The 13,528-nt window shown below is 71.0% G+C and carries 10 protein-coding genes; 4 read left to right on the forward strand and 6 right to left on the reverse strand.

Annotated features, from left to right (window positions below; translation table 11 throughout):
* Positions 1–10: 10 nt before the first annotated feature.
* From tsaB to mrcB, 4 genes are read right to left on the reverse strand one after another with little or no spacing between them, the layout of a single operon-like run.
* Positions 11–706 carry a tRNA (adenosine(37)-N6)-threonylcarbamoyltransferase complex dimerization subunit type 1 TsaB gene (gene tsaB / locus BP05_RS06950; RefSeq protein WP_496361839.1) on the reverse strand — a complete coding sequence of 232 codons (696 nt, stop codon included), beginning with the start codon at positions 704–706 and terminating at the stop codon, positions 11–13.
* The gene (gene yoaA, locus BP05_RS06955; protein ID WP_496361841.1) at positions 703–2,763 is read right to left on the reverse strand and encodes a DNA repair helicase YoaA; all 2,061 of its coding nucleotides are present in this window, start codon (positions 2,761–2,763) and stop codon (positions 703–705) included. Before yoaA ends, tsaB begins: the two co-directional genes overlap by 4 nt.
* 41 nt (positions 2,764–2,804) lie before the next feature.
* A complete protein-coding gene (locus BP05_RS06960; RefSeq protein WP_496361843.1) occupies positions 2,805–3,395 on the reverse strand; it encodes a hypothetical protein in 591 nt (196 codons plus the stop codon).
* Positions 3,396–3,400: 5 nt separating this feature from the next.
* On the reverse strand, positions 3,401–5,785 hold the full coding sequence (gene mrcB, locus BP05_RS06965) for a penicillin-binding protein 1B (protein ID WP_496362320.1): 2,385 nt from the start codon (positions 5,783–5,785) through the stop codon (positions 3,401–3,403).
* A 164-nt stretch (positions 5,786–5,949) separates the two neighbouring features.
* On the opposite strand from mrcB, the gene BP05_RS06970 reads away from it, so the two are divergent.
* On the forward strand, positions 5,950–8,055 hold the full coding sequence (locus BP05_RS06970; RefSeq protein WP_496361845.1) for a glycosyltransferase: 2,106 nt from the start codon (positions 5,950–5,952) through the stop codon (positions 8,053–8,055).
* 10 nt (positions 8,056–8,065) lie between these two features.
* Here the strand turns inward: BP05_RS06970 and BP05_RS06975 are convergent, their stop codons facing one another.
* Both BP05_RS06975 and BP05_RS06980 read right to left on the reverse strand, forming a co-directional pair.
* Complete coding sequence (locus BP05_RS06975; RefSeq protein ID WP_496361847.1) at positions 8,066–9,640, reverse strand: hypothetical protein; 1,575 nt, start codon at positions 9,638–9,640, stop codon at positions 8,066–8,068.
* 124 nt (positions 9,641–9,764) lie between these two features.
* Entirely contained in the window at positions 9,765–11,912 is a 2,148-nt protein-coding gene (locus BP05_RS06980; protein ID WP_496361849.1) for a RelA/SpoT family protein, read from the reverse strand.
* Between the two features lie 57 nt (positions 11,913–11,969).
* On the opposite strand from BP05_RS06980, the gene BP05_RS06985 reads away from it, so the two are divergent.
* The 3 genes from BP05_RS06985 to BP05_RS06995 all read left to right on the forward strand — a co-directional run bounded on the left by BP05_RS06985 (position 11,970) and on the right by BP05_RS06995 (position 13,510).
* Positions 11,970–12,470, forward strand: coding sequence for a hypothetical protein (locus BP05_RS06985; RefSeq protein ID WP_496361851.1), 501 nt, complete (start codon positions 11,970–11,972; stop codon positions 12,468–12,470).
* Between the two features lie 53 nt (positions 12,471–12,523).
* A complete protein-coding gene (locus BP05_RS06990) occupies positions 12,524–12,946 on the forward strand; it encodes a hypothetical protein (protein ID WP_496361853.1) in 423 nt (140 codons plus the stop codon).
* Between the two features lie 90 nt (positions 12,947–13,036).
* Positions 13,037–13,510: a hypothetical protein gene (locus BP05_RS06995; RefSeq protein WP_496361855.1), complete on the forward strand. Its 474-nt coding sequence runs from the start codon at positions 13,037–13,039 to the stop codon at positions 13,508–13,510.
* Positions 13,511–13,528: the final 18 nt, after the last annotated feature.

Genomic DNA, 13,528 nt, shown 5'->3' on the forward strand with positions numbered 1-13,528 from the left:
GGGGAGTTCCCTAGCGCGAGCGGCGCAGCGCCTGCTGCTCGGCGATGGTGAGGGCGACGTTGTCGCGCAGGTAGGCCGGCTCGGCAAATTCGGGCGCCACGACCTCGCCACGGGCAAAGGCCTTCGCGGCCAGGCGGGCGACGTCGCCGGCATGCGGCAACGCGGCGGCGTCGATCGCAGCAAACCGAGGCCGCAGGCGCGCGGCCAGGGCCTCGCCCTGCGCGGCGAAGCCGGTGCCCACGCCCTGCCAACCGGGGGCCTCGTCGGGCAACACCACCGCGTCCGGCGGCACGACCCGTTCGGCATCGAGCGCGATCGCATCGCCGTCGCGCAGTTCGAACGCGGCCGCATAGACCTCGCCCATGCGCGCATCGATGGCGGCGAGCACGCGCGATCCGTTGGCCTGGAGCGCCAGCGCTGCCAGTGTCGAAACCGGGACCACGGCACGATCGAGCGCGAGCGCCATGCCCTGTCCGATCGCTATTGCGAGGCGCACGCCGGTGAACGCGCCCGGGCCGCGTCCAATGGCGATCGCATCGAGCTGCGACTTGGCGACGCCCGCCTCGGCGAGCAGTTGCCCGGCCCACGGCAGCGTCAGCTCGGCGTGCCGGCGTGGCGCCAGCTCAAAACGCTCGCGCACCTCGCCGTCGAGCCAGAGGGCGACGGAGCAGGCTTCGGTGGCGGTTTCGATGGCGAGAAGCTTCATGGTCGATCAGGCACGGGGTCAGCAGGAGGCGGCTCTTGTGCATGGGATTCTGGCGCAAAAAACGCGACCACATCATCCAGGCGCCGCGTCCTGGGCAACGGCGGTAGCGAATCGAGGAATACCTTGCCGTAGGTCTTCGAGGTGATCCGCGGGTCGCACAGTACCAGCACGCCACGATCGCCCTCGCTGCGGATCAGCCGGCCGGCGCCCTGCTTCAGCGCGATCACCGCCTGCGGCAGTTGCTCGTCGCGGAAGGGATTGCCGCCGTTGCGGCGGATCGCCTCCAGGCGCGCCTCGAACACGGGATCGTCCGGCGCGGCGAACGGCAGTTTGTCGATGATCACCACGCTCAGCGCCTCGCCGACGACGTCGACGCCCTCGCGGAAGCTCGCCGCGCCGAGCAGCACGCCGTTGCCCGAGGCGCGGAAGCGCTCGAGCAACACCGGGCGCGGCGCCTCGCCCTGCACGAACAGCGGCCACGGCCCATCGCGCAGCAACTCGGCGGCTTCGCGCAGTGCACGATGCGAGGCGAACAGCAGGAACGCGCGGCCGTTGGACGCCGCGAGCACCGGCCGCAACTTGTCGACCAGGCTCTCGCTGTAGTGGCGCACGATCGGGTCGGGCAGGCCCGTGGGCAGGTAGCACAGGGCCTGGTGCGGCCAGTCGAACGGGCTCGGGGCGAGCAACGTGCGCGGATCCTTCAGCCCGAGCTTGGCCGCGTAATGGTCGAAACGGCCGCCGACCGCGAGCGTGGCCGAGGTGAATACCCACGCGGCGTGGGAGCGCTCGCGGTGCTGGGCCAAGGGGCCGGCGACATCCAGGGGGGTGCGGCTGAGGCGGAAGCCACGCGCGGTCAGCTCGTACCAGTGCACGCCGCCGTCGTCCGCCCGCTGCGCGGACGGCGGGATGTCCATGTCGTCCGGCGCTGCCTCCGATTCGTCCAATGGCAGGTCGACGTCGGCGTCGCCCGGCGTCGCCTCGCCTCGCCAGCGACGCAAGCGCGAGAGGAATTCCTGCGCGCGCGCGGCGCAGCCTTCGAAACCCGGCGCGGCATCGCGCAGCGGCTCGAGCACGGCGCGCAGGTGGTCGAGCGCAGCATCCAGCGTTTCGAAGGCCTGTTCGGCGGCCGCCGACTCGCCCGCGCGCCGGCGCGTGCCGCGCACCGGCAGTTCGTCCATCGCGCTGCGCAGTGCGCGCACCGCGTGCTCCAGCTCACGCGCCGGTGCCTGCACCGTCGCCAGCGAGCCGGGGACGTCCTTGCACTCGGCGATGGCGTCGCGCGCCAGCTCCACCAGCGGCCGTGCGCTGAGCGCCTCGCCAAAGAACTGCGCGGCCAGGTCCGGCAACTGGTGCGCTTCGTCGACGACGAACGCCTGCGCGCCGGGGAGGATTTCGCCGAAGCCTTCCTGCTTGAGCGCCAGGTCGGCGAGCAGCAGGTGGTGGTTGACCACGACCACGTCGGCGGCCTGCGCGCGCTGGCGCGCCTGTACGACGAAGCAGTCGCCGAAGAACGGGCATTCGCTGCCCAGGCAGTTGTCGGCGGTCGAGGTCACCATCGCCAGCAGCGGCGAATCTTCGGGCAGTGCCTCCACTTCGGCGAGGTCGCCCATGCGCGTGCGCCCGCTCCACGCCACGATGCGCTGGAACTGCGCGATCTGTTCGCGGTTGGCGAACTTCGGCTCGCCCTTCGCCTGGTCCAAGCGGTACAGGCACAGGTAGTTCGCGCGGCCCTTCAACAGCGCCGTCTTCAATCCGCGTCCCAGCGCATCGCGCACGCGCGGCAGGTCGCGGTGGTAGAGCTGGTCCTGCAACGCGCGGGTGCCGGTGGAGATGATCGTCTTCATGCCCGACAGCAGCGCGGGCACCAGGTACGCGAAGGTCTTGCCGGTGCCGGTGCCGGCCTCGGCGATGAGCGTGCCGCGGGTCTCGAAGGCGTCGGCGATCGCGGCGGACAGGTCCTGCTGCGCCGCGCGCGGCGCGAAGGCATCGATCCTCGATGCCAGTTCGCCGCCCTCGCTCAACGCCGCGCGGCTGGCTTCGGCCAGGCGTCCCGTCATCGCTGGCTCGTCATCGCTGGATCGTCATCGGCAGGTAGTCGTCAGAAGCGGCTGGGCGCGGCCACGGTGCACGCGTCGCGCTGCGTGCGCGCGCCGCGCACCCCCGCGGCGGCGGCCGCCACGCGCGCGCTTGCCTGCGCCGTGCTTTCGCCGCGCCGGACCACGCGATCGTTGGCGCGCAGCAACGCCGCCTGCAGCTGCGTCTCCCAATGGCGGCGGCACAGCGGCCCGGTGGTGGAACCCAGGTCGATGGCCTGCTTCGCCAGTTGCTGGGCCTGCGCCGGCTCCTGCAGCAGAAAGGCGAGCTCGGCACGCTCCTGCAGCAATGCGGGGTCGCTGGCGTTGAGCTGCAGCGCGCGATCGAGCAGCTCGGCCGCGCCGCGGTACATGTGCCTGGCCTCGAGTTGCACGGCCTGCTGCCGCAGGTCTTCCACCTGCGGGTCGCGCAGCGGATGCACCTCGAGTTCGCTGGACGCGGACGTGCCCGCGGCGCGAATCGCCTGCACGATCGCGGCGGCGTCATACACCGGGGCCGCGGGCTTCATCGCGGGCGTGGTGCAGGCGCCGAGCAGCAGCATCGCCGCGGCGATCCAGCCTCCCTCCCTGATCGACCCCATCGGAATCGGCTTCATCGGCGTCATTGCTGGTCGGGCGGAGGCGGTGCCTCGCGCTGTTCCTCTTCGTCCTTGTCGCGCCCCAAGCCGAACCAGTCGCGCCAGCCGCCGCCCTCGCCTTCCTCGGCCTGCGGTTGCGGCATCGGGCACGGCGCGTACTGCGGGGCGAAGCCGGCGACGAAAGCGAACCGGCGCGCACCCGCGCAATCGGCGTCGGTGGTGTTGCTGCCGATCACCCATTGCCAGTCGATGCCCTTGCTGCCCACCTGCAGCGGCGCGCTCGGCAGCCGCGCGAAGATCGCCGACCACACGCGCATCGCGCCGGTGGCGCCGTACAGGCCGGTTTCCTTGTTCTGGTCGTTGCCGACCCAGATCACGGCGAGGTGGTCGCCGGTCCAGCCGGCGTACCAGCTGTCGCGGCCGTCGTTGCTGGTGCCGGTCTTGCCCGCCGAATTGAGGCGGCCGAGGCCATCGCGCGCGAGTTGCGCCGCGGTGCCGCTGGTCACGGTCTGCTGCCCGGCGATCGTGATCAGGCGCGCCGCGATCGCATCGCCTTCCTGCGCCGGCGCCGGCTTGGTGTCGTAGCGGTTGAGCGCGCGCCCGTTGGCATCGAGCACGCCCCGCACCGCGTGCAGCGGCTGGATCTGGCCGCCGCTGGCGAGGAACTGATACAGCTGCGCCATCGCGTACGGACTCTGGTCCACCGCGCCGAGGATCAGCGACGGGCGCGGCTCGGCCTGGATGCCGGCGAGCGTGCGGATCAGGTCGGCGATGCGCTCGGGCGCGACCTTCATGCCGATCCGCACCGTCGCCTGGTTGTAGGACATCGCCAGCGCATCGATCAGGCGCACGCTGCCGTGGCTGCGGCCGTCGGAGTTCCCGGGATTCCAGCGCTTGCCGCGGCCGAGATCGACCGTCACCGGGGAATCGTCGACGTAGCTGGCGAGCGAATACTGGTCGGGCGTGGCCAGGGCGAGCAGGTACACGAACGGCTTGATCAGCGAGCCGACCGGGCGCTGTGCCTCGACCGCGCGGTTGAAGCCGTGCTCGGCGTATTCGCGGCTGCCCACCACCGCGACGACTTCGCCGTTGTGCACGTCGGTGACCACCAGCCCGGCCTGCAGCGGCGGCCGGCGCTTGCTGTCCAGGCTCTTGAGCGTGCGCGTCACGGCGCCTTCGGCCATTGCCTGCGCCGCCGGCGACATGCCGGTCATCACGCTCAGGCCGGCGCCGGCGAGCTGGTCGGCGGGATAGTCGCGCGCCAGCTGGCGGCGGACGAGATCGACGTAGGCCGGGAAGCGGTTCGGCGCGAGGCTGCCCGCGGCTTCGGTCACGCCCAGCGGCGCCTTCAGCGCGCGCTGGTATTCCTTCTCATCGATCAGGTTGGTTTCGCGGAATTCGCCCAGGGCAAAGTTGCGTCGCTCCAGCGCGCGCTCCGGATTGCGCCGCGGGTCGTACCACGACGGGCCGCGCACGATGCCGACCAGAAGCGCGATCTGCTCGGTGCTGAGGTCGCGCAGGTCGCGTCCGAACCAGAACTCGGACGCGGCGGCGACGCCATGGATCGCCTGCGAGCCGCGCTGGCCCATGTAGACCTGGTTGAGGTACGCCTCGAGGATGTCGCGCTTCTCGTAGCGCGCATCGATGATCAGCGCGTACAGGATCTCCTTGCCCTTGCGCGTCCAAGTCTGTTCCTTGCCGATGCCGAGCAGGCCGCTGCGCGCGAGCTGCTGGGTCAGGGTGCTCGCGCCCTGCTTGCGCCCGGTGGCGGTCTTGAACGCCGCGCGCAGCATGCCGCTGAAATCGATGCCGATGTGGTGGTTGAAGTCGCGGTCCTCGACCGCCTGCAGGCCGGTCACCAGCAGCTCGGGGACTTCCTCGATGCGGACCAGGCGGCGTTCTTCCTGCTGCTGGCCGTAGAGCGTGGCGATGCGCGCGGGATCGAGCCGCGCGACCTTCAGCGACCCCTTGCTGGCGGCATCGCGGACGCTGGCGACGCGGGAGCCAGACACCACCACCTCCAGCCGTCGCGCCGGCACCGCGCCGTCGACGTCATTGAAGCCACGGCTGGAGATCTTCCAGCGACCGCCGTTCTGCGCGTAGCTGCCTTCGCGGGCGCCGTCGCCCTCGTGGTAGCCGGCGGCGTCGAGTTCGGTCTTCAGCGTGCGCATGTCCAGCGCCAGCCCCGGGCGCAGCTCCAGCGGTCGCGCGTACACGCGGGTGGGGATCTGCCACTTGAGGCGGCCGAAGCGCTCGGTGACCTGGTGGTTGAGGTACAGCGTGTACGGGATCAGGAAGCCCAGGCCGAGGCCGATCGCCGCCAGCGTCCAGGTGACCAGCCGCCGCTTCCACTGCCCGCTGTCGCTGCCCTCGCCGTGCCCGCCGCCTTCGTCTTCGTCGTAATCGATCGCCACTGGATGCCAGAATAGGTGGGCTGCGCCCGAATTGGGCGAGTCTAGCGCAGGCCGATCATGGGCCCGCGCGCCGATCGTCCCGGTTCACGCGAACGCATGCGCGAACCGTTCATGCCCCGGACAGGCAGCCCCCCAACGGAGTTCAAAGCGGACGCACCATGGGCATGAACTGGACCGACCTGCGGTTCTTACTTCGTCGCAGCGCGGGACTGTTCAGGCGTGGCATGGCGAGCCTGCGCACGCGCGGCCTGCACGCCTCGTGGCAGCGGATGCAGAAGCACCTGCGCCGCGTGCCGCAGGCACAGCGCGACGTGCTGCACCTGCCTGCGGCCATGCCGTTCGCTCCTTTCCCGCTGCCGACCGGCGCCGCCGGCGAGACCCCGCGGGCCAGCATCGTCATTCCGGTGTTCAACCAGTTCGCGCACACGCTGGCGTGCCTGCGTTCGCTGGCCGCGCACCCGCCGCGGATGCCGGTCGAGATCATCGTCGTCGACGACGGCTCCAGCGACGACACCGAGGCCTCGCTGCTGCAGGTGACCGGATTGCGCTACCACCGCCGCCGGAGCAATGGCGGCTTCATTGCCGCGTGCAACGACGGCGCCGCGATCGCACGGGGCGAATACCTGGTGTTCCTCAACAACGACACCATCCCGCAACCGGGTTGGCTGGACGCGTTGCTGGAGACCTTCGCCGACCATCCGCAGTGCGGACTGGCCGGCGCGCAACTGCTGTATCCGGACGGACGACTGCAGGAGGCCGGCGGCATCGTCTTCGCCGACGGCAGCGCCGCCAACTATGGGCGCTTCGAATCGCCCGGCGAGCCGCGCCTCGCCTGCGTGCGCGAGGCCGATTACTGCTCGGGCGCCGCGATCGCGCTGCCGCGCCGTCTGTTCGAACAACTCGGTGGCTTCGACACGCGCTATGCGCCGGCCTACTACGAGGACACCGACCTGGCCTTCGCGGTGCGCGCGGCCGGTTACCAGGTGCTGTACCAGCCGGCCTCGCGCGTCGTGCACATGGAGGGCGCCACCGCCGGGACCGACACCAGCAGCGGGATCAAGGCCTACCAGGTCCGCAATCGCGAGGTGTTCCGCGCCAAGTGGCGCGACGCGCTCGCGCACCATCCGGCCCCGGGCAGCGATCCCGAAGACGCCGCGCATCGCGGCCAACGCCGCACCGTGCTGGTGATCGACGAATCCACGCCGCATCCCGACCGCGATTCCGGCTCGCTGCGCCTGGTCAACCTGTTCCGCCTGCTGCGCGAGGAAGGGGCGCACGTCGTGTTCCTACCCGCGGACCGCGCCTACGACGACGCTTGGACCCCGGCGCTGCAGCAGTTGGGCGTGGAGGTCTGGCATGCGCCCTTCGTCGAGCGGGCGACGAGCTGGCTGCGCCGGCACGGGTGTCGCTTCGACACCGTGGTGGTGTGCCGGCACTTCGTCGCACGCGAGTTCCTGCCGGCGCTGCGCGAACATGCGCCGCGTGCGCGGATCGTGTTCGACAGCATCGACCTGCACTACCTGCGCGAACGCCGCGGCGCCGAACTCGCCGGCGATCCGGCACTGTTGCGTGCGGCCGAGCGCACGCGCGAGCTCGAGCTCGAGGTGGTCGCGCACTGCGATGCCACCCTGGTCGTCAGCGGGATCGAACGCGACCTGCTCGCCGCGGACGCGCCGGGCGCGACGGTCGAGGTGCTGTCCAACCTGCACCGCGTCGCCGGCCCAGGGCTCGCATTCGACCGCCGCCATGACCTGGTCTTCGTCGGCGGCTTCCGTCATCCGCCCAATGCCGATGCGGTGGCGTGGTTCGTCGAGTCGGTGCTGCCGCGGATCCGCCAGCGACTACCCGAGGTGCGCTTCCATTGCGTCGGCGGCGACGTCCCCGATGCGATCGCCATGCTCGCGGCGCATCCGGGCGTGGTCGTGCATGGCCATGTCGCCGACATCGCACCGTTCATGGACGGCGCACGCGTCGCGGTGGCGCCGCTGCGCTATGGCGCCGGGGTCAAGGGCAAGGTCAACCTGAGCATGGCGCACGGCCAGCCCGTGGTCGCGACCGCGTGCGCGGTGGAAGGCATGCACCTGCAGGCCGGCGAGGACGTGCTGGTCGCCGACGACGCGGAGAGTTTCGCGGACGCGGTCGTGCTCGCCTACCGTGATGCGGCGCTGTGGCAGCGCCTGGCCGCGAATGGCCTGCGCAACGTGGAACGCCACTTCTCGCTCGACGCCGGCCGCGAGGTCGTGCGGCGGGTGCTGCTGGCCTGACGCCCCGCGCTTATTGCTGGCGCGCCTCGGGTTCGGTGGCCATGCTCGCGATGCGCAGGCGCTCGGCGAATGCGGCGAGTCCTTCCGCGGCGGGATCCAGTGCGCGCGCTGCGTCGAGCGCCGCCCGCGCGGCCTGGATTTCGCCGGCACTGAGCCGCTGGTCGCCGAGCGCGATCCAGCGCTGCGCCAGCTCGCTGCGTCCGCCGCGCACGGCCGCGGCGTCGCCCTCGAGAGTTCGGCGCACGTCCAGGCATGCCCCGGCGCGTACGAGCTTGTTGGCACGCAGCGCATCGTCGAAGCACTCCACGGCGGCGGGCAGCAACCGCGCCGACGCCGCGCGCACGCGCGGGTCCTGCGGCGCCAGTGCCCGCGCCGCGCGCAGCTTGTCGAACGCACTGTCACCCGGCGGCGTGAGCAGGTCGCCGCGCGCCTGGGCCTGCGCGGCCTCCGCGAGCAACTCCGCCACGCGCCGGCGCTGGGCCGCGGTGGGCGCGGCAGCGCTGCTGTGCCGTTGCGTCTGCCGCGCGCGCGCCAGATGCTGCTGGGCCTCGGTAATGGCCGGCACCTGCGACGCGGACGTGCCGGCGATCTTCGTCGCCTCGCGCAGTTCCGCCTCTGCGTCGGCGAAGCGGTAGTCCGCGGCCAGACGCTCGCTCCGGCGCGCATGCACGGCGGCCACCGCCTGCACGCCACGCAGGGCATCGGGATCGTCCGGATCCACCACCAGCACGGCACCGTATTCCTGCAGCGCACCGGTCACGTCGCCGCGGCGCAATGCGCGGTCGGCCTGCGCGCGGGTACGCTCCGCGCCCTTGCCCAGTTCGGCGAGCATTTCGGGCAATTCCACGTGACCCGCATCCGCCGCCTGCACGCTGCGCACGATCAGTGCGGCGGCGACCAGGTTGCCAGCGGACAATCGCGTACGCGCCTGCTGCAACAGGTCCGACAGCGTGTCCTCGCGGCCCTCCAGCGCCTCGGTGCTGGCGGGCTCCAGCTCCAGCACGCGCTGGTACAGGGGCAGTGCCCCGCCCTCGCCGTCGAGCCTTCCTGCCTGGCGCGCGGCCGCGGCCCGGCGCAGCAGTTCGTCGATGCCGACCGACGCGGCCTCGTTGCGCCGCAACGTCTCGCGCAACGCGTCGACCTGTGCACGCGGCACCGACAAGGCATCCGCAAGCTGTAGCGCCTCGTGCGCCTTGTCGAACTGGCGCCGCGCAATCGCGGCACGCGCCTGCGCGAGCGCGGCCTGACCGACGCGATCCAGTCCTGCGCGCGCATCGGCACGGTCCGGGTCCAGCGCCAGCGCCGCCGAATACAGTTCGCGCGCACCGCTGCCATCGGGAGCGGTGAGGCGGCCGGCGGCTAGCGCATGTTCGGCGCGGACGTGGAGTCGTTCGGCGCGCGTCTGCGGCCACAGCCAGTCGGCGAGCGGCTGCCTCAGGATGAGCAACAGGGCGACCGCGAACGCCAGCAGCGCCAGGGTCCAGCGCCAGTCCCACTCGCCCAGCCGCCGCAGGAAGCGCGCCTTGCGCAGGCCGCGCACGCGCCCAGGCCGCGGACGGAACTGCAGTTCGTCGAAACGCCCCATCGCCGGCTCGCGCGGTGGCGTGCGTGTCGAATCCGAACCTGGCTCCTGAGCAGTCATCCACCGGAGGATAGCGCCTCGCCAATGACCGGGCCGTGCGCGCGGTGAGGCAGCCGAAGCAGCGCCTTCAGCTGCGCTGCGCGTTTTCGACGCCGGGCAGCGCCGACAGCTTGCCCAGCAGGGCCGAGAGCTGGCCGTAATCGTTCACCCGCAAGCGCGCCCGCAGGCGCACGTGCGCACCGTTGCGCTCGAGCTGGCTGCTGATGCTGGTGACGTGGGCGTTGGCCTGGGCGATGACGTTGCTGACTTCCTTGAGCAGCCACTTGCGATCGAGCGCCAGCACTTCGACATCGACTTCGTAGCCACCGCCCTTCTGGCCCCATTCCACCGGCAATACCCGCTGCGGTTGCGCCGCCGCCAGGCGCAGATAGGACGCGCAGTCCGGCCGGTGCACGCTGACGCCGCGGCCGCGCGTGAGGTAGCCGACGATGGGTTCGCCCGCGACCGGCTGGCAGCAGCGCGCGAGCTGCACCAGCAGGTTGCCGACGCCCTCGACGGTGAACTCCGTCGCTCGCTTCGGCACCTTGCGCGGCGCCCGCGTCACGGAAATCGCCGAGGCCGCGTCGTCGGCGACGGAACGCTCCGCCTCCATCAGCGCCCGCGCGACCTGGTGCGGGCCGACGTCGCCAAGCGCAACCAGCACGTGCAGGTCGCCATCGCTGTCCACGTTGAACCGTGCATGCACCGGCGCCAGGTCCGCGCCCAGCAGGCCCAGGCGGCGCAGTTCCTTGTCCAGCAGCTCCTTGCCTTCGTGTTCGTTGCGCGCCCGATCGAGCTTGTGGAACCAGGTACGCACCTTCTCGCGCGACCGGCTGCTGGCCAGGAAGCCGTTGGCGGGCACCAGCCAGTCGCGCCGCGGCGACTCGGTCTTGCCGGTCAGGATCTCGACGCGATCGCCGGTGCGCAGCCTGTAATCCAGGGGAACGATGCGGCCGTCGACCTTCGCGCCACGGCAGCGATGCCCGACCTGCGTGTGCACGTGGTAGGCGAAGTCCAGCGGCGTCGCCCCCGTGGGCAGGTCGATCACTTCGCCCTTGGGCGTGAGGACATAGACGCGGTCCTCGACCAGTTCGCTGTCGAATTCGCCGCTGAGCGCGGCCTCGCCCTCGCCGTGCGCCTCCAGCAGCTTGCGCATCCAGGCGATCTTGCGGTCGAAGGCCGCGTCGGCGCTGTGGCTGCCGACTTCCTTGTATTTCCAGTGCGCGGCGACGCCGAGCTCGGCCTGCCGGTGCATGTCGAAGGTGCGGATCTGCACCTCCAGGGTCTTGCCTTCCGGGCCGATCACCGCGGTGTGCAGCGAGCGGTAGTCGTTGCGCTTGGGCCTCGCGATGTAGTCGTCGAACTCGCTCGGCACCGGCGCCCAGGTCGAATGCACCACGCCGAGCGCGGCGTAGCACGCGGCCACGTCGTCGACGAGCACGCGCACGGCGCGCAGGTCGTAGAGCTCGCTGATCGGCACGTCCTTGCGCCGCATCTTCTTCCAGATGCTGTAGATGTGCTTGGGGCGCCCGGCGACGTCGGCGCGGATGCCCTGCGCCTCCATCGCGTGCTGCAGCGTCTGCCTGACCGCATCGATGTAGCGCTCGCGATCGCCGCGCTTCTCGTCGAGCAGGCGCGCGATCTGCTTGTAGGTTTCCGGCTCGAGGTAACGGAACGCGAGGTCTTCCAGTTCCCACTTCAGCTGCCAGATGCCGAGCCGGTTCGCCAGCGGCGCGTGGATGTCGCGGGTGAGTTCGGCGAGCGCGCGTTGCTGGGCCTCGGGCAGGCCGGCGGCGTTGCGCATGCGCGCCAGCTGCCGCGCGAGCAGGATCGGCACCACGCGTAGGTCGCGCACGATGGCCAGCAGCAGGCGACGCAAGCCTTCGTTGCTGGCGTGCGAACCATGCTCGGCATGCAGCGACCACACCTGCGCGGCGGCGTTCTGTCCTTCCACCAGCGCGGCTACCGCCGGGAACTGCTTTTCGATCGCGGCCAGGCCGCCCGCGGGCGGGGCATCGTGCAGCAATGCCGCGGCGATGGTTTCGCCGTCGGCACCGAGCTTGGCCAGCAGGTCCAGCGTGGTCGCGACCACCGCCTGCGAGTCGCGCAGCCTCGCGCCGACCTCGCCATACGCGGACTGCAACGCCAACCGCAGCGCAGGCGCGATCGCGCCCGCCGAAGGCATCGCGGCGGGCAGCGTCAGGATTTCGTCGAGGCGCAGGGCAACGGAGGACATGGGGAGGAACCGGATCGACCGGTCTACACTAGCCCCCAACCGCCCGGAGGAACAGCCATGCAGAAGATCCGCCTGCGTCCGTTTTGGAATTCGCTCATGTTGCTCGGCCTGCTCGCGCTGGTACCGCCGGCGCACGCGCAACCGCCGATCGAACGGCAGATGACGCCGGAGCAGTTCAAGGCCGCCGGGCTGGACAAATTGTCGCCACAGGAACTGGCCAACCTCAACGCATGGCTCAACAACACGCTCGAAGTCGAAACCACCAAGGCGGCCACCCAGGCCAAGGAGCGGGTGGAAACCGAGAATCGCGGTTTCTCCAGCTTCGGCAAGAGCGATCCGATTGCCGCCAGGATCAGCGGTGAATTCCGCGGCTTCGCGCGCGGCCGCAGTTGGACGCTGGATAACGGCCAGGTGTGGGAACAAGTCGACGCCGCATCGCTGGCCGGCGTTCGCAAGACGGACCCGCAGGTGAAGATCACCCCCAGCCTCATCGGCAACAGCTGGTACCTGCAGGTCGAGGGCTACAACACGCGTGCAAGCGTGCGGCGGGTGAAATGACGCCCGCGACCCGGTGGCGGCGCTGGCGCCGCTCCGCGTGCACGCTTGCAGTGATGTTGCTCTGCGCGGGTCCGGTGGCGGCCCAGGGCGCCTACGTGGCCCTCGAGCAGCGCCTGTCCGCCGAGCAACTGCATGCCACGGGCCTGGACCAGCTCAGCGACGACCAGTTGTCCCTGCTCAACCAGTTGCTGCGCGACGAGCAGGCCAAGGCCGCGGCGGAGCGCGCACGCGATGCCGGGCGGCAGCAGGACGCGCCGGTGACCAGCACGATCAGGGGCGAGGTCCGCGGCTGGTCGGCGGGCACCGTGTTCGCACTGGAAAACGGCCAGCGCTGGCGCGTGGTCGAAGGCGATTACTACGCGCCGGTGCCGTTGCGCAGCCCCAGGGCGACGGTGCGCCCCGGGGTTCTGGGCAGCTGGTACCTCCGGATCGAAGGCATCAGCGTGGGCGCCAAAGTCCGGCGGATCGCCCCGTGAGTCGCGACCGCCGCTGACACGCAACTGCAACATCCGCCCCCCACGATGGCCCGTTGGCGCCTGCCAACCTGCCCCGAGGAGCGCGTGAGGATGTTGCGCAAGATCATTGGTGGCTTCGCCCTGGCGATTGCATTCGCCCTGCCCGCGGGCGTCCGCGCCCAGGCCGCCGGCATCCAGCAGCGCCTGAGCGCGGAGGAGATGCACGCAGCCGGCCTGGACACGCTCACGCCGGCGCAACTGGCGGCGCTGGACCGGTTACTGCGCGAGAAATGCCTGCCGCCGACATCGGCACCGCGGGACGATGATGACCGCGTGCCGCGCGCCTACGTTGGCCTGGACGACAAGCCGATCCACACCCGCGCCAAAGGCGCCATCTCCGGTTGGGAGCCGGGCATCGTGTTCATGCTGGAAAACGGCCAGCAATGGAAGGTGCTGAAGGGCGAGATGAAGCTGCGCAAGCCGCTGCAGGACCCGGACATCCTCGTCGTGCCGGGGATCGCCGGGCGCTGGTTCCTGCAGGTCGACGAGGACCTGCCGAAGGCGCGCGTCTACCGGATCGACTGACGCACCCTTGCCGCGGAC

This window comes from Lysobacter oryzae DSM 21044 (assembly GCF_059568595.1).

Bases quoted from the DNA above. Each gene is read 5' to 3' on its own strand.
- BP05_RS06980 (WP_496361849.1), bottom strand. From the start codon at position 11,912: ATGTCCTCCGTTGCCCTGCGCCTCGACGAAATCCTGACGCTGCCCGCC.
- tsaB (WP_496361839.1), bottom strand. From the start codon at position 706: ATGAAGCTTCTCGCCATCGAAACCGCCACCGAAGCCTGCTCCGTCGCC.
- BP05_RS06990 (WP_496361853.1), top strand. From the start codon at position 12,524: ATGTTGCTCTGCGCGGGTCCGGTGGCGGCCCAGGGCGCCTACGTGGCC.
- BP05_RS06975 (WP_496361847.1), bottom strand. From the start codon at position 9,640: ATGGGGCGTTTCGACGAACTGCAGTTCCGTCCGCGGCCTGGGCGCGTG.
- BP05_RS06995 (WP_496361855.1), top strand. From the start codon at position 13,037: ATGTTGCGCAAGATCATTGGTGGCTTCGCCCTGGCGATTGCATTCGCC.
- BP05_RS06960 (WP_496361843.1), bottom strand. From the start codon at position 3,395: ATGAAGCCGATTCCGATGGGGTCGATCAGGGAGGGAGGCTGGATCGCC.
- BP05_RS06985 (WP_496361851.1), top strand. From the start codon at position 11,970: ATGCAGAAGATCCGCCTGCGTCCGTTTTGGAATTCGCTCATGTTGCTC.
- BP05_RS06970 (WP_496361845.1), top strand. From the start codon at position 5,950: ATGGGCATGAACTGGACCGACCTGCGGTTCTTACTTCGTCGCAGCGCG.
- yoaA (WP_496361841.1), bottom strand. From the start codon at position 2,763: ATGACGGGACGCCTGGCCGAAGCCAGCCGCGCGGCGTTGAGCGAGGGC.